The organism is Synechococcus sp. H60.1 (genome assembly GCF_047462335.1).
Taxonomy (GTDB): Bacteria; Cyanobacteriota; Cyanobacteriia; order Thermostichales; family Thermostichaceae; genus Thermostichus.
This window is the reverse complement of sequence record NZ_JANSJA010000165.1, coordinates 4,102-20,115: the sequence shown is the minus strand read 5'-3', so window position 1 is coordinate 20,115 and position 16,014 is coordinate 4,102. Positions and strand designations below refer to the sequence as shown.

General features: G+C 62.9%; 14 protein-coding genes. 9 read left to right on the top strand and 5 right to left on the bottom strand.

The window, feature by feature from the left end:
• Nucleotides 1–127: 127 nt before the first annotated feature.
• Complete coding sequence (gene fba / locus NW852_RS08435) at nt 128–1,207, bottom strand: class II fructose-bisphosphate aldolase (RefSeq protein ID WP_414365408.1); 1,080 nt, start codon at nt 1,205–1,207, stop codon at nt 128–130.
• Between the two features lie 371 nt (nt 1,208–1,578).
• Between fba and NW852_RS08430 the strand changes: the two genes are divergently transcribed.
• The 4 genes from NW852_RS08430 to NW852_RS08415 all read left to right on the top strand — a co-directional run bounded on the left by NW852_RS08430 (nt 1,579) and on the right by NW852_RS08415 (nt 8,297).
• Entirely contained in the window at nt 1,579–2,178 is a 600-nt protein-coding gene (locus NW852_RS08430) for a hypothetical protein (RefSeq protein ID WP_414365407.1), read from the top strand.
• A gap of 120 nt (nt 2,179–2,298) precedes the next feature.
• Nucleotides 2,299–4,542: a spermidine synthase gene (locus NW852_RS08425; protein ID WP_414426639.1), complete on the top strand. Its 2,244-nt coding sequence runs from the start codon at nt 2,299–2,301 to the stop codon at nt 4,540–4,542.
• Between the two features lie 53 nt (nt 4,543–4,595).
• Nucleotides 4,596–5,216, top strand: coding sequence for an NADPH-dependent FMN reductase (locus NW852_RS08420; protein ID WP_414365404.1), 621 nt, complete (start codon nt 4,596–4,598; stop codon nt 5,214–5,216).
• Nucleotides 5,217–5,363: 147 nt separating this feature from the next.
• Nucleotides 5,364–8,297, top strand: coding sequence for a GAF domain-containing protein (locus NW852_RS08415; protein WP_414372019.1), 2,934 nt, complete (start codon nt 5,364–5,366; stop codon nt 8,295–8,297).
• Here NW852_RS08415 and NW852_RS08410 read toward each other — a convergent pair.
• From NW852_RS08410 to NW852_RS08395, 4 genes are all read right to left on the bottom strand, one after another.
• Nucleotides 8,235–9,197 carry an energy-coupling factor transporter transmembrane component T family protein gene (locus NW852_RS08410; RefSeq protein ID WP_414365416.1) on the bottom strand — a complete coding sequence of 321 codons (963 nt, stop codon included), beginning with the start codon at nt 9,195–9,197 and terminating at the stop codon, nt 8,235–8,237. The two genes, NW852_RS08415 and NW852_RS08410, sit on opposite strands and share 63 nt — an antisense overlap.
• Nucleotides 9,198–9,260: 63 nt before the next feature.
• Nucleotides 9,261–11,237 carry an SH3 domain-containing protein gene (locus NW852_RS08405; protein WP_414372017.1) on the bottom strand — a complete coding sequence of 659 codons (1,977 nt, stop codon included), beginning with the start codon at nt 11,235–11,237 and terminating at the stop codon, nt 9,261–9,263.
• Nucleotides 11,238–11,336: 99 nt separating this feature from the next.
• Nucleotides 11,337–11,831 (bottom strand): DUF427 domain-containing protein, encoded by a 495-nt coding sequence (locus NW852_RS08400; RefSeq protein ID WP_414399030.1) that lies wholly within the window; start codon nt 11,829–11,831, stop codon nt 11,337–11,339.
• 31 nt (nt 11,832–11,862) lie between these two features.
• Nucleotides 11,863–12,588, bottom strand: a complete 726-nt coding sequence (locus tag NW852_RS08395; RefSeq protein WP_414365398.1) for a Crp/Fnr family transcriptional regulator — start codon at nt 12,586–12,588, stop codon at nt 11,863–11,865.
• Between the two features lie 200 nt (nt 12,589–12,788).
• On the opposite strand from NW852_RS08395, the gene NW852_RS08390 reads away from it, so the two are divergent.
• From NW852_RS08390 to NW852_RS08370, 5 genes are all read left to right on the top strand, one after another.
• Nucleotides 12,789–13,451 (top strand): sigma-70 family RNA polymerase sigma factor, encoded by a 663-nt coding sequence (locus NW852_RS08390; protein WP_414365396.1) that lies wholly within the window; start codon nt 12,789–12,791, stop codon nt 13,449–13,451.
• 2 nt (nt 13,452–13,453) lie between these two features.
• The gene (locus tag NW852_RS08385; RefSeq protein ID WP_414365395.1) at nt 13,454–14,014 is read left to right on the top strand and encodes an anti-sigma factor family protein; all 561 of its coding nucleotides are present in this window, start codon (nt 13,454–13,456) and stop codon (nt 14,012–14,014) included.
• 102 nt (nt 14,015–14,116) lie between these two features.
• Complete coding sequence (locus tag NW852_RS08380; RefSeq protein ID WP_414365393.1) at nt 14,117–14,644, top strand: hypothetical protein; 528 nt, start codon at nt 14,117–14,119, stop codon at nt 14,642–14,644.
• A 51-nt stretch (nt 14,645–14,695) separates the two neighbouring features.
• Entirely contained in the window at nt 14,696–15,010 is a 315-nt protein-coding gene (locus tag NW852_RS08375) for a DUF3181 family protein (protein ID WP_414365391.1), read from the top strand.
• The coding region (locus tag NW852_RS08370; RefSeq protein WP_414426638.1) for an S-layer homology domain-containing protein at nt 14,998–16,014 on the top strand (1,017 nt) is incomplete at its 3' end. The genes NW852_RS08375 and NW852_RS08370, both read left to right, overlap by 13 nt.

The following is a 16,014-nucleotide window of genomic DNA, read 5'->3' as shown; positions in this document are numbered from 1 at the left end:
GCCAAAACGCATCAAGTTCCTCCAAAGCAACAGGGGATCCTCTGCGGATCCCCTTACCTGTCGATTGAGCTAGAGTCTCCTCAGCAAACGCCGAGGAGTTCTGGGCTGCAGCGGCCGGGTGTGAGGGCTAGACCGCGACGGTCTTCTTCACCTGAGCTGCCAAAGCGCCAGAAGCATACTTGGCTGCCATCTCATCCAAGGTAACCACCGGAACCTTGGTGCCATGGCCGGCACAGCCAAAGGCGATGTAGCGCTCAGCGCACACTTTTTGCATTTCCTTAATAGAAGGCTTGAGGAAAGAGCGGGGATCAAAGTCTTTCGGATTTTCGGCCAGGGCGCGGCGCACGGCAGCCGTGATGGCCAAGCGGTTGTCGGTGTCGATGTTGACTTTGCGCACCCCGTTTTGGATGCCCCGCTGAATTTCTTCCAGCGGCACGCCGTAGGTCTCGGGGATGGAGCCGCCGTACTGGTTGATGATGTCGATCAACTCCTTAGGCACCGAGGAGGAACCGTGCATCACCAGGTGGGTGTTGGGCAGGCGGCGGTGGATCTCGGCGATGCGCTCCATGTCGAGAATGTCGCCGGTGGGCTTGCGGGAGAACTTATAGGCGCCGTGGCTGGTGCCAATGGCTACAGCCAGCGCATCCACTTGGGTTCGCTCCACAAAGTCCACTGCTTGGTCGGGGTCGGTGAGCAGTTGGTCGTGGCTGAGGGCCCCTTCAGCACCGTGACCATCTTCTGCCTCGCCGCGGCCTGTCTCCAGGGATCCCAGGCAGCCCAGTTCCCCTTCCACGCTCACGCCGACCGCGTGGGCCACCTTGACTACCTCGGCAGTAACGGCCACGTTGTACTCGTAGCTGGCCGGCGTTTTGGCATCTTCTTTGAGGGAGCCATCCATCATGACGCTGGTGAAGCCGTTGCGGATGGCAGAGTAGCAGGTGGCGGGGCTGTTGCCGTGGTCTTGGTGCATGGCGACGGGAATGTGGGGGTAGGTCTCCACCGCCGCCAGGATCAGGTGGCGCAAAAAGTGCTCGCCCGCATACTTGCGCGCCCCTCGAGAGGCTTGCAGGATGACCGGACTGTTGGTTTCATGGGCAGCTTGCATGATTGCTTGGATCTGCTCCATGTTGTTGACGTTGAAAGCCGGAATGCCGTAGCCGTGTTCGGCGGCATGATCCAGCAAGATGCGCATGGGAACAAGAGCCATCGCTTACCTCCTGAGGTGCTGACCTAATGCGTGTGAGATTTGCTTACCGTTAATCTTAAGGTATCTTTCACGTTTTGCGGGATGTAACCCTGGAGATTTGGGGATCTCGCCAAAGCATCCTTGCTACTATTGGCCGCCATGCTCGCGCTCAGGCGCAACGGTTCTGTGGTGCCCTCCAGATACACTAGACGTGGGTAGAGCGCGGTGCGCTCCGAGGCAAAGGTCGCCTTGTCTACACTCGCCTGTTTACTTTTAGCTTTTTGTGGACGTTATTTTTGCCTTTTGTTTTGCATTTTGTGTTGTTTGTCCGGAGGATTGAGAAGGTGCATTGCAATCCGTGGCCGATCCTGGGCGCGAGCTGGGGAGAGACTTTGTCCCGCCGGATGGGTTTGGCCATAGCCTGCTGGGCAGTGGCGGGCCTTCAATCGGCGGCATGGGGGATCCCTGGACAATCGCCAAATCAGGTGGCTGCCTGGGTAAGAGACAACCCGGTACTGCGGCCCCGTCCGGGCGAGACGCTAAACATCCAGCGGGTGGAGCCAGATGGATCCCGGTTTACCTTTTTGGCCTCGGTGGCTCCGCCAGGACGGATCATCAACCCGCTGGATCGGGAGACGATTCGCTCGGAGCGCATGACCTTCTTTCGCCCACAAGGGCTGACGGCGGAAGATCTCTTTCAGGCGATTCGCGAGGTCTATGGGTCGGAGATTGCCGCCGATTTGGATCGGGCGGTGGAGGTGATCCGCTACCCGTCCCCAGAGGCCTTGGCGAATACTCCCGGCTATACCCTGGCCTTGGCCACCCAAGGTGTGGTGCTGCGGGGAAAGCAATTCGTCTATTGGCTGGAGCTGACGCAAAACCCCGATGGCCGCGTGCAGCAAGGGCAGGTGTGGGTGTTCCAAGAAGAATGGCTTCCTAAGGTGGAAGGGGAGTTGGCCGAGCGCTTTCCCCTACAGGTGAGGAGCCGCTGAGCTGGCCCTCAGGCAGACGGAGGTTTGCGGCTGCTAGGATCCGCCTCTGAATTCAGCAGCAGCCACGTTGCCTAGGAGGGCTAGGCCATACTGACAGCCAGGGGGTAGGGGGGCACGGCTGTGGTTTTGCTGGTTGGCCTCACGTTGTTCGGCAGCGCTTTTTGCCTTTTTTGGGGGCAGTTGTTGCTGGGCAAATTGCTGCTGCCGCTGTGGGGGGGATCCCCCCTGGTGTGGAATACCTGCCTGGTCTTTTTCCAGCTTGCTTTGCTGCTGGGCTACCTGTGGGCAGACCGGCTGGGGCGAGGGCTCGATCCCGGCCTGGGCGTGCTGCTGCACGGGGGCCTCTTGCTGGTGGGGCTGAAGTTTTTGTCCTTTGAGTTCGGGATCCCTGGCCAACGGGAAGAGGTCTTTCCTTCCCTAGCTCTGTTGGCTGACTTGACGGCGAGGGCGGGAGTACCCCTGGTTCTTCTGTCGGGGACGACGCCGTTGCTGCAGCGGGCGCTGGGAGGGGTGAAAAGGGATCCCTACGGGCTCTACGTGGCCAGCAATGCCGGCAGCCTAGCGGGGCTTCTGGGTTATCCGCTGCTCTTGGAGCCGCGGTTGTCTTTGTCGGGGCAAACCCACCTGTGGACGGGATCCTACGCCCTAGTCGCAGCGCTGGTGCTGCTGGGTGGGGTGGGGCTGCTGCTGCAAGGGCGGGGGGTGGCTTTCCTACGAACCGCTCCTGCTCTGGGGGATCCCAGGGACGTCGGCAGGACGGAGATCTGGCCCACCTGCTGGCGGGAGGGTTGCCGCTGGGCTGGCTGGGCCTTTTTGCCAGCAGCCCTGTTGGTGTCAGTCACCACCCTCTTGACCACCGAGGTGGCGGCGGTGCCCTTGCTGTGGGCCCTCCCCCTGAGCATTTATCTGGTGACCTTCATGCTGGCCTTCGGCGGCCTCCACCCCAATGAGTTGGTTTCGAGTACGACAGCTCTCCTGGCCTGTGGGGCAGTGGGGGCCCAGGTTCTGGGCTGGGTGAGGCCTTGGTTTTGGGTGTTGCTGCTGCATCTAGGGGCTTTTGGCCTGGTGAGCTGGTTCTGCCACAGCCAGTTGGCCAGATCTCGTCCGCCGGCCCAGCAGTTGACGCAGTTTTACCTGTGGCTGGCTGTGGGAGGCAGCTTGGGAGGGCTGTTCTCCGCTTTGCTGGCGCCGCAGGTGTTTGAGACATTACTGGAGTACCCCCTGCTCTTGGGGGTGTCGCTGGCGGTGTTGGCGGCACGGGGAGGGCGGCTGGGGCTATGGCTGGGGCTGGGGCTGCTCTTGCCCCTGCTGCTGCTGCGCTTCCACCCCCAGGCGTTATTTCGCCTCGGAGCTGCAGTGGGCTTGGCCGTGGGGGTAGCGGTGCTGGCCCTGATGGGAGAAGACGGGAACCGCGGCTGGCGCAGCAGGCTTGGCCGGCTGGGGACGGGGGTGGGGTTGGTTTTGCTGCTGGGACAGCCTTGGCTGCCGCCGGGGCTGCAGGTGGTAGCCAGCGAGCGCAGTGTCTTTGGCCTTCACCGCCTTGTGGAATACCACACCGAGGCGGGCTCCTTCCGCAGTCTGCTCCATGGCACCACCCTGCACGGCAGCCAGAACCTAGATCCCCAGAAAGCCCTGGAGCCGCTCACCTATTTTTCCCGCGAGGGGCCGGTGGGTCAGGTGTTCCAGCAGTGGCGGGCGCAGCCGCGCTCTTCTCCAGCCCAGGTTGCGGTGTTGGGGCTGGGGATCGGCACCTTGGCCGCCTATGCTGAGCCGGGAGAGGAGTGGACGTTCTTTGAGCTGGATCCCACCGTGGCCGACTGGGCGGGCCGCTACTTTGCCTATCTCAAGGGGGCCAGGCGGCGGGCGCAGGTGCGGGTGATCTTGGGCGATGCCCGCCTCCGCCTGCAGGGGATCCCCAATGGCAGCTACGACCTGCTGGTGATGGATGCCTTCAGCTCTGACGCTGTGCCGGTGCATCTGCTCACCCAGGAGGCCCTGACCCTCTACCTCAGCAAGCTCAAGCCCCAGGGCTGGCTGCTTTTTAACATCACCAACCGCCACCTGGACTTGGCGCCAGTGTTGGCCGCCTTGGCAAGAGAATTGCGGCTTCCCGCCTGGTATCAAGCCCATGAAGAGCTCACCGCCGCCCAACGCCGGGCAGGGCTGGCTCCCTCCCGTTGGGTACTGATGGCCAAAAGCCCTAGCGGCTGGCAAGGCGGGGATCCCTGGCAGCCTCTTTTGCCCCCAACCGGAGATGCGGTCTGGCGAGATGATTTTTCCAACCTGCTGCAGGCAATCCGCTGGCCCTTCTTGGCCCAGGAGGAGGTGGCTCACGAATTCGGCGGAGATCTCAGGCGGAGTTAGTATGAGTTAAGATTGTTTGCAACGTAACTAAAGCCCGCCCAGGAGCATGGCCTATGTCTTCCTCAACTGTGCAAGCCTTACCCAGGGATTCTCAAACCGTTCTGACCGAGGCCCCTGCAGCTTGTTTTGTGGCCATTGGTGGCAGCCTACGGCCCAATTCTCTGACCTATCGGACGCTGGAAGTGGTGCGGCGCGAGTTCGAGAAGCTAGGGATCCCGCTGCACCTCCTCGATCTGCGGCAGATGAAGCTGCCCTTTGCCGATGGCTCAGAATCCTACCCAGACTATCCCGACGTGGCAGTCTTGCAGGCAACAATGAAACAGGCGGATGGGATCATCCTGGCCAGCCCGGAGTACCACGGCGGCATCAGCGGCAGTCTGAAAAATGCCCTGGATCTGTTGCGCTTTGAGCACCTGGAGGGCAAGGTCTTCGGGCTGATCAGCGTTTTGGGCGGTGAGAGCAACAGCAATACCCTAAACCAGATGCGTTTAATCGTGCGTTGGGTGCATGGCTGGGCGATCCCGGAGCAGATTGCCATTGGTCGGGCTTGGAGCGCCTTCGATGAGCAGGGCAACCTCAAAGACGAAAACCTACGCCAGCGCTTGCAGCGCTTTGTGCAGAGCATGGTAACCAACACGTCCAAATTGCGCGGGATCCCAGCTCCCCTTTCCTAAAAAGGCGCTAGGCTCTCCAGCAGCCTCTGTTTTAGTAGCTCCCCCTTTTGCTCTTTCAGGGGAAAGGGGTTGGCGCCCAAGCAACGGCATGGCTAAGGTGAGCCAAGAGGAAGCTGCGGCAAAAATCTGCATCACCAAAGTCGGGCCATGGTTCAACCTGCTTCCCCCTACTCCTCAACTGGAGCTGGGACCATCTCTCCCCTAGTTGCCCTGCAGGTAACCTTGCAGCGGATGCGGGAGCAGAGCGATGCCAATGCCCTGATTCAGCTCACGCTGGAGTATGTCAGGGCGGTGTTTGGGGCGCCGCTGATCTGGCTGGCCCTCTATGACCATGCCAATCACCAGTTGGTGGGCCAAGGGGGGGTGACCCTGCGTAAAGACGATCAAGCGCTCTTGCGAGCTCTGTATCCCCTGCAGCCGGGGGAGATCTTGGAGCAGGTGGTGATCGAGCAGCGGCCCATCAGCGTGGCCGATCTCTCACAGGAGCCGCGCATGGGCCTTTGGCAGCGGGAAGCCAAGCGCCTGGGCGGGATCCAAGGCTGCTTCATCTACCCCTTTTCAGCAGTAGGGCGGCGGCGCTGCCTAGGGATCCTGATGCTGGGATCCCAGGTGTGGGGCATCACCACCCGCGAGGAAGAAAAGGCGCTCCTGGGGATTTTGCTGGGTCAGTTGGCCGCCTCTTTGCAAGAGCTGGAAAACGCCTGGAGGCAGCAGACCGAAAAACGCCTTGAGGATTCGCTCCTGAGGCTGGGAACGGCGATGTGCCAGGCGGGAGCCCTGCAGGAACGGGTCAGCCTGGTGAGGCAGGAGCTGCAGACGTTCCTGGGCGCCGTCCATATTCAGGTGTACTGGCACGAGCGCAGCCAGGGGCGGTTTGTTTCCCATGGAAGCGCCGCCAGGCCCAGCCAGCCACCCACTCCTGCCCCCATATCCAGAGAGGCCAAAGCGGGAGCAGCACCGCCAGGAGATGGCGGCTTTTCACTGCGGGAGTTGGGGGATATGTACTACACCCTCGCCGATGGCCAGGTGGTGGTGGGCGGCACAGGGACGACCCGCTCCGAGATCCCCCTCAAGCTGATGCAGCAATTGCGGGCCCAGGCGGCCTTGGCCGCCCCCATCTTGCTGGAGAAAGATCTGCTGGGGTTTATTTGGGTGCAATCGGAGGTGCCTCGCACCTGGCAAGCCTCCGAGCGCCAGTTGGTGGCCGCCGCCGCCAATGGGCTGGCCTTAGCCGCCCCCCTGGAAAATCTGGATCGCCGCATTCGCCAGTTGGCCGACGACCAGGAGTTTGTCCACCAGGTGGGCCGTTCGCTTTACAATCCGGCGGAGCTGCCGCAGGCTCTCCAGCAAGCGGTGGTTGGCCTGGGTCAGCGTCTGCAAGCCGGTGCGGTGGCCCTCCTGACGGTAGATCCCGATAGGCCAAGCCCCCGCCTCTTCTCCGAGTACCGCAGCGAGGGCAAGCAGGCTTTGCCGCCGCAGTTCAGCTCTTTAAGCGAGCAAGACTGGCAGGATCTGCTGCGCAGCGAGGTGGTGGCGGCGGAAAACTACGACCAGGATCTGCGCCTCCTCTCCTGGCGGCAAGACCTGGCCCCTTTGGGGGTGCGCTCCCTCCTGCTGACTCATACCGGCGCCAGCGGCACTGCCACCCCCGAAGGGCTGATCCTAGTGCTCCACCCGCGGCCAAGGGCTTGGAGCCGAGAAGAACGGCAACTGCTGCGCGGGACTGCCCAACAAGTGGGATTGCTCCTGCGGCAACTTCGGTCTCAACAACGGCAGGAACGGCAAGAGCACTTGCTCAGCGGCCTGATTACCGCTTGCCTGACTTTGCAAAACCTGGCCACCCCTGCTGCTCTCTACGCCACCACCGCCCAACAGGCAGCCCAGCTCCTCCGGATCCCTTTGGCGCTGGTGGTCAGTTGGCAGCCGGGGGAGAGCCGGGCCTGCTTGCAGCCGCCCTTTGCCGCCGCCCCTGAGTTCTGCCCCAGCGGCCCCACGGAGATCAACCGGCAGGATCCCTTGCTGGCTGCTGCGCTGCAGGCAAGAGGGCTCCTCCAGCTTGCCCAGGAACAGATCCCGGCAGCCAGCCGCACCTGGCTTAATTCCGCGGGCCTGGGCTCCTGGCTGCTGGTGCCCTTGGGGGAGACGGATCCCTCGCTGCCGGAGCCCCTGGGGGTTTTGATCCTGGGAGCAGAAGCGGACAGAGTCTGGGAGGCGGAGGAGCAGGCGGCTGTAACGTTAATTGCCCAAACCTGTGGCTGGACGCTGCGGCGCCTGCTTTGGGTGCAAACTTTGCAGGAGCGGCAGGAGGTGCTCAGCGAGTTGAACTGGTACAAGCACCGCCGCCTGCTGGATATGCAAAATGCCCTTCTAGATAGCCTGCGCCGCCTTGGCCAGGTGCCGGACATCCCGGGAGATGAGGCCACCCGCTGGCAAAAGGTGGTGGAAATCGGCAGGGGGCTGCAGGAGCTGGCCGTCTCTACCAATCCATTGTTGCAGGCAGAAACCTGGCAGGTGCAGCCGCAGTTCCAGTCGCTGTCTTTGGCTACTTTGGTGCGCAAAAGCTTGCGCCGGGTGGAGGGCCTGACCCAAAAACGCAAGCTGTGGCTACGCGCCCACGGCGACCTCAGTCTCGCCGTCCAGGGCGATATCGGGCGATTGGAGATGGTCCTCTGGGAGGTGCTGCTGGCTGCTGCCTTGCGCAGCCCGGAAGGAGGCCGGCTGGATCTGTGGGGCCAAGCCACAGAGGGCTATGCAGAGCTGCTGGTGGTGGATCAGGGCCACCTTGATCCCCACCTGCTGACGGCCTTGCAATGGGATCCGCAACAGGTCATCTACGCCGATCCCCTCTTCCAATCGCCGCTGCTGGTGAGCCCCGGCCTGGAACTTGGTCTGTGCCAACGGGTGGTGCAGCGGATGGGGGGGCAGCTCTCCTTCTATCCGTCTGGGGATGGGCGCTCCGTTGCCCGGCTGCTCCTACCGCTGGCCAGCGAGGAACTGCGTCCCCCCCCCGCCGTAGCCTCAGGGGGACAACGCCCTCAGCAGCCAAAACAGGGGCAACAGGGCCAGCACCCCCCGATCTAGCCGCCGCAGGTGTAGGCGGTGCCAGCGCAAGGGGTGGTCGGGGCCGGTCAGCCCACGCGCCTGCATGGCCATGGCTGTCTGCTCCGCCCGCAGGAGCAGGTTTTCAAAAAAGCGCTCCACTAGGGCCAGCAGGGTTTGGATCCCGCCCCGGAAGCTGAGGGATCCCCAGCGCACGTCGCGGGTGCGCACTGCCCGCACCAGGTTTTGCACCTCCTCCATCACCAGCGGCAGAAAGCGCAGCGCTAAGGTGAGAGTGAGGATTACCTCCGCAACCGGCCATCCCCAGCGTTTTAGAGGCTGCACCAGGTGGCCGATCCCCTCTGTGATCTCTTCTGGGGCTGTGGTCAGCAAAAACAAATTGGTGGCGTAGAGCAGCGTAAAGATGAGGGTGCCCAGCCGCAAAGCCACCGACAGAGAACGGCGGGACACCTGAAAGGTTCGCTCCCCTAGGGAAACTTGCAGCAAGCGGTAGCGGTAGGGGGTTGGCCAGGCACGGGTTTGCTCCCGCCAGGCCCGCTTGGCCGCTGCGCGGGATCCCTCTTCCACCCCCCAGTCATAGCTGGGGATGAGCCCGTAGCCCACCACCTGCACGTCCTGCCGCTGCGGCTGCGGGAAAACCCCCAACCCATCGGGAGCGAAGCAGGTGATCCCAAAAGTGAGCAGGCTGAGGGCCAACACCAGCGAGAGCTGGCCCGACCAGACCCGACGCGGCAGGCGGGCCGCCACCGTCAAGAACAACAGAACCGCCACCACGGCCAGGCGCCAGCCATTGCCAGCCAAAATTGGGCTGAGCAGAAAGCTGAGCAGCCAGGCCAGCTTCACACGCGGATCGAGGCGGTGCAGCCAGGTGCGCGGCTCTTCCAGGTAGATCCCCAGCGGGGCGTTGCGCAGAATATCCACTACAGGCAAACGGGAGACAGGTTATCCCCCAAAAGAAGAACGGAAGTTGGCAGCAGAAAAGGCTTAGAGTCGCTCCACCAGACGGGTTGAGCCGGATTGGGCGGCGACCCATCCCCCCGGGGCCCCCTCTCGCTCAACGCGCAACCAGACAGGCACCTGTCCTTCGCCAGCCTGCACCTCTACCACCCGCAGCAGAGCTTGGCGCGGAGCGGCCCCGACGATAGCCCCGGTCAGGCTAGGCTGCTGGCGAATGTTAATGCCCTCATTGGCAATCACCCGCACCTGTTGCACACCCCGCCACTCGGCCAGAGGGCCGGTCAATTCAGGCTCAGGCGTGGGTTCCGGCTGGCCTGGATTGTCGATGGCAACCGGCGGCTGCTCCAGTTGCACCTGGGGCTGCTCCAGCGGCGGCGCCGGCGGCGTGAACAGGCTCCTCAGCATCTGCCAGATCACCAGCAGGGAGAGGATGCCCACGCCGACCACTCCGGCCAAGCGGATGCCGAGGGGAATGGCAGGGCGCTCACCCCGGCCGCGTCTTGGCCCAAAACGGCTGCGGCGGTAACGCTCCACCTCCTGGGATCCCCACTCGTGGGCGTGTGGGATCCCTTCCTCGAAGGGGGGCTTGGCCGGCCCCTCGCCACCCCGGTAGGCGGGCAAATCGGACATGCGCGGAGGCTCTGGAGGAGGTGCTGTCCCTCCCCGCGGAGATGGGGCGGGTGGGCGAGGCCATTCTTGTGTTTGCTCAGGCAGGTGTGGGCCACCCACCATGGCAGGCAAATGGGGTGCGGGGTGAAAAGATTGGGGAGATAACGTCCCCGCCGGCGAGCTTTCGCGGCTGGGCATTTCGTCCAAGTAAGCCTGAACCTGGGGGTTGTCGAAGTAGGCCTTCAGGCTGGCCTGAGCGGTTTCCAAGGCGCGAAACTCCGGGAACACCTCCTCTTGAAACCACTTTTCCGTGAAGCGGCACAGACCCGGCAGATGGTCAGGGGAGCCGGCGGAGTGTTCTGCAATAAACTGCAGGGCCTCTGTTTCTTGGCTGGAGCGCAGATGGTCAAGTGCCTCCTCCGTCTGCCCCAGCAACAGGCTGCAGATGGCCTGCTCCAGATGGACATCCTGCCGCTGGGCCAGGCGGGCCAAGTAGCCGCGGGCGCGCCGCACCAAGGCCGGACGTTTTTCCAGATAGCCCGCTGCCAGCAACACCTGCACAGCCAAGTAAGTGGCCACCAGGGAGGGACGCTCGGCCTCTCGCTCAAACAGCTCCTGCTGTTCTTGGAGAGTGAGGTGGCGGCGCACCCGCTGGATGAAGCGCAAGAAATCTTCTGTGCTGAGGCCAGAGCCATCCTGCCCACTTCCTTCAATGCCACCCCGCTCGTCCAGCATGGCTTTCAGGAGGGCAAGCCCTTGCTGCCGCGCCAGGGCAGGATCGGCAAGCGCCTCTTTGCCGCTTTGGGCAGGGGCGTTAGTCTCAAGGCTGAGGAGCTGCAAAATGCGGTAGGGGCGCAGCTTGCCCAGATCAAGGCGGAACTCTGCTTGCATCTGCGGAAAAGCCTGGTACTCCTCCAGCTCCGCCAGGCCCGCCTGCAGAGAACGCGCCGCCTCTTCGTAGGATCCCTGCTGCCAGGCTTCCCGGCCCAGCTCCAAACGGGCGATGGCCCGCGCCAAAATGGCATCGGAACGGGCAGGGTGGCCCTGCTCCAACATGTGTTGAGCCAAATCTAAAGCCGCTTGGTAGTCTCCGGCTTCGCAATACAAACACAGCACGCCTGGCAAGAGGGTCTCTTCCACCGTCAAGGTGGGATCCGCCGGTGTCAGATGTTCGTCGTAGCTGTGCCGCGCCTCAGGGTTGAGCAACACCGAGGCCGCCTCTTGAATGAGCTGAGCGCGTGCTGCCACGGCCTGCGGCGAGAACCCCAGCAGCCAAGAACGCTCGCCCGGTTTGGGATCGAGCCGCTCCCGGTAAGCCTGTTCGATCTGATGCTCGTCCGCCCGTGGCGACAGCATCAAAACTCGGTAGTAGTCGAGGGGCACTCGCACCGTCATGGCTGTTGTCGGCTCTCCTAATCGCGTTGGATCCCTGAACCCGCCTCGACTTAACTGTAGTCTTTTCCTCAGCAAAAGGGATCCCCTCTTGCTTAGAACCTACCAGTCCCAGCTCCCCGGCTCCCCCTTGAAGGGGCCTACGACCTTGGAGGTAATCCAGCCGCCGTAGAAATCTCCCGGCTGGGGCCGAACTCGCTCTCCATCCACCCGGCACTCCTGCACGCGGCCCGCATAAAAAGCAAGGTAGTCGCGGATGGGCCAAAACTCCGGGCTGGGATCCGGATAGCTCCAGGCGGCATCCACGGCCACTTGGGAGCCGACTTGCACCGTCCAGTAGCGGGCAGTTCCTTTGAACTCGCAGAAGGAGGTGCGGGCGCTGGGGCGGAGATACTCCAGCCGCACGTCGCTGGGGGGAATGTAGTAGGTGGGCGGGTGGCTGGTTTCCAAGACGCGGTAGCAGCGGTAGCTTTGGGCGATGAGCTCGCCGTTGAAGAGCACTTCCACCCGCTCGGCAGTAGGTTCCAAGCGGGGCGGGCGCGGGTAGTCCCAGACGGATTCTTGTCCGGGCCGGGGCGGGATGGGCTGGGGGCGCATGGGCAGTCTCCAAAGCAGGATCTGACAGCACCTAAAGCAGACGGCTGGCCTCTACCAGTTTGGCGTACTGCACCAGCAGCAGAGACTGTTGCTCCGGCAACACCTGAATCACCCCCTGCTGCTGCAGACGGCCCAGCACCGCCGCCGCTGCCTCTCGGCTGACCTGGCTGATATCGGCCAAATCCTGGAGGGGAGGGTAAACAATGCGCATTCCCTGGGCGGTCTTCTCGCCAAAGGCCTCTGCCAGTTGCACCAGCGCATGTACCACCCGCAGCGGGGGGCTTTGTCGATCCAGATCGGCCTGCAAATTGGCCAGGCGTAGGCGGCGGGAGAGGCTGCGGGCTAGCTGGTAACACAGGTGCGGCTCCTGCAGCATCAGCGCCTTGAAGGTGGCCGCCGGGATCCCGGCCGCCCGCACCGGGGTCAGGGCCAGCACATCCCGCGAGCGGGGGGCCTCGTCCAGTACCGCCATTTCCCCCACCCAAGCGCCCGGTCCCAGCAAAGCCAAGGTTTGGGCGCTGTCTTGCATTCCTTCTGCTGTGCCGAGCCGCAAAGACCGCCGCACCTTGGCCCAGCCAGAGAGGATTAGATAAACCACACTGCCCCAGGCATCCTGCATCAAGAGCGCTTGTCCTGCCGCAATATCCCGCAGCTTCACCTGGGATCCCAGCCATTGCAAGGACGCTGCCGAAAGTTCCGCCAGCGTCGGCACCGCCTTGAGCTCGGAGAGGAGGGCAGCAGAGACATCAGGAGTCATGCCGGAGGGAGGTTGACCGTACCGCAAGCCCACTGTAGCCCAGCCGTCGGCTCAAGGGCTATCCTGCAGAGGGTTCTCGCACCGCCCTGCCCCCTTGGGCCAAGATCGGGAGAGGGAACCCAACTTCCCCCGTTGCGTCAGAAAACAGAGGTTCTGCTCGGGAGGGGATCCCTCCGTCGTTCAATAACCTATGGATGCCTATGGATGCTGCCCTCAGCGACATCACTGGCCAGCGCTGGTCGGTCTTGGTGAAGGACGTGCCTGTGCGGCCCGAAAAGCTCGCTGATCTGGATCTGGTGCTGCTCTGCCAGCAGGGATCCCAACCCCACCGCGAAGCCTTTGCCGAGCTGATACGCCGTCACCAGGCCTATGTGGACAGGGTGCTCTACCACCTTGCCCCTGACTGGCCCGACCGACACGACTTGGCCCAGGAAGTTTGGATCCGGGCCTACCGCCACCTGAAGCGGCTGCAGGAGCCAGCGAAATTTCGCAGTTGGCTGGGAAGAATCGCCACCAACTTGTTCTATGACGAGCTGCGCAAGCGCAAGCGGCAGCAGCAGCCTCTTTCTTTGGATGCCCCGATTTCGACGCGGGATAGCGAGATGGAGTGGGAACTGCCCAGCGAGAGCCCCAGCCCCCATGAGCACCTCACCACCTGCGAATTTTACGAGCGATTGCACCAAGCCGTCCGCGACCTACCGCAGGTTTTTCGCCAAACAATCCTGCTGCGGGAAATTCAGGGGATGGCCTACGAGGAAATTGCCGAGATCACAGGGGTATCTTTGGGCACCGTTAAGTCTCGCATTGCCCGCGCCCGTGCCCGCTTACAATCCACCCTAAAACCCTACCTCAACGGTGAGTGACCATGGTTCGCCGCAACCGCAACCCCGATCCCAGGGATTCCCAGCAGGAGATGCCGCTGGTGGAAGAGCGCTTTGAACAGTTGAGCGCCTACCTGGATGGGGAATTGTCGCCCCAAGAGGCGCGGCAGGTGGAAGACTGGCTGGCCAGGGATCCCCAAGCGCGGCAACTCTACAGCCAACTGGCAGCCTTGCAGGCCGGCTTGGCCAACCTCAAGGCCCCAACTTTGGATCCCGTCCAGACGGAGCTGCTGATCAGCCGGGTCTTCGAGGAGCTGGATCGACGGCCGGCCCTCGAGCTGGGTTGGTGGCGGCGCAGGGGCACCCCTTGGGGACGGGTGGCAGCGGCTGTGGTGGCCTTGGCGGGAGCCGGCTGGGCGGGCTGGCGCTGGTTGCAGCCACAGCCGTTGGTATCCCTAGAAAATCCGCCGGTGCGGGTGGCCATCGTGCCGGCCTCTGCCCGGGTTGCCCAGCGCTACCTGTTTGAGCCGGGGCAAAAACAAGATGCCTACTCGATTTTGTTTGAGACAACGCCGAACCTCGAAGCCGAGGGGGACTGGGAATGATGCTGAGCAGGCTTGAGAAAGATTGAGGAGTGGAGGGTGGAAAAAGCAGTTCGCCGGGCTTGTGAGCTAGCAGTTTGCCTTTGGCTAGTCAGTCTGGGATCCTTGTCGGCCCAAGCTGATCCCAGCGGCAGCCATCCCGCAGCGCCGCAGGAGCCACGCCCCTATCCCAGTGTCCTGGAGCCCACCAACCTGTCCTCACCGGGATCCCGTCTCGCTCCCACCCCCGCCCAAAATCAAGCGGCCTCTCCCGGGATAGAGCTATCGCCTTTTCCGAACTTCCCCCTCCTCAAGGAGTTGAGTCCACCCCCACCAACCTGGGCCGACTTAGGCATCCATTGGGATCACCTGGCCCTGCTGCCGGATCCTGAGCTAGCCGAGGCAATGGATAGGGAGTTCAACCGTCGCTTGGCCCGACTGAACCGGCAGATTGCCAACCAACAAGATCGCCTCTACCGCCTTTTGCAAACCTGGGACTCTGACGAAGAGGAGATCCGCCAGGTTCAGGCCCAACTGAGTCAGTTGCGCCTCGAACGGGATCGCTTGGCCCTGGAGCACCTGTTGCTGCTGCGGCAGTTGCAGGAGAACTTTGCCCTGCCTCTACCGAGTCGTTCTGCCGCCACCTCTCCCTGAGGTGGGAGCAGGTTATGATCGGCAGAGGGCAACCACTGACGGAGCTGAGCAATGGCCCAAGTGCCCAGCAACCCAGAGATCGAGCAATTGGCCGCTGCCATTGGCGAGGAAGTTTACATCGATGTGGCCCGGTGGCACCTTTACCTGCGGGATGCCCACCTGCATACCGTTTTGGCAGAGCGACTGGCTCCCCAGGTGATGGCAGGCAAGGTGGACGAGAATGCCGTTACCGAGGTTCTGCAAGGGATCCCAGTAAAAGTGGGGGGTGGGCGCAAAGAGCTGCCCCTGGCGGATCTGCTGCCCATGCAAAGCCTGCTCAACCTGCTGGATGTGCTGGAGGAGTTCAGCCGCAAATGGGCTCAGTAGAGGGGGAGAAACCATTTCACCTAAGGCGATTGCCGCCTCCCCTCAGCACCTGGCTTAGGGCCAGTGGTTTTGTCCTGCTGCTGGAGCTGGTGTCGGCCTGTCAGGGAACCGAGTGGGGAGAGCGGCTGCAACGAGCAGTGCGACCGGTGGGTCTGTCTGCCTCTCCCTCTGCAGATCAAGCAGATCAATATCAACAACGAAATCAAGTAAATCAAGCAGAGACGCCTTCGCCTCGGATCGAACCCCGCTTCCCCTCTGCGCCTGCAACTCCCCCTGCTGCCTTCACGCCTCTGCCCAGCCAGCTCAGCAGCCGCTTTGCGGATCTGGAGCCCGGATCCCTGGTGGCCCGCTCGGTCTATGACCTGGATCAACTGGGGGTCTTTGCTGATATTCCCGGCAGGGAATTTCAGCCCCAGCGCAGTGTTCGCCGCGGCGAATTTGCCCGCTGGCTGGTGCTGGCCAACAACGCCATTTACGCCGACGAGCCCAGCCGCCAAATCCGGCTGGGACCCGCCAGCGAGCGCCCCCTCTTTTTGGATGTGCCGGAGGAGGATCCCAACTTTCGCTACATCCAAGCCCTGGGAGCTGCCGGCATCGTTAGCGGAGACGCCAACCGCGAGTTTCGTCCCAACAGCCTGCTGTCGCGAGCCGAGCTAATCCGCATGAAGGTGCCATTGGATTTGCCGCCTGGGCAAATCAAGGGATCCCGATTAGAACTGGAGGAGCGTTGGGGCTTTACCGATGCAGCGCAGATCCCTGAGGAGGCGGTTGCTCCCCTGGTGGCAGATCGCAGCCTGGAGAATGCCTCCACCGTGTTGCGCACCTTCGGCCCCATCCGTACCTTTAACCCCTTCCAGCCGGTCAGCCGTGGGGAAGCGGCAATTGCCCTGTCGGCTTTTGGAGAGCGGACGGCTCAGGAGGCGGTAGCCCAGCTCTCGGCCCTGCCAAGTCCAACGCCGGAAGCCGAAACTTCTCCGCCGGCAGCCCAGCCGGAACCCACCTCT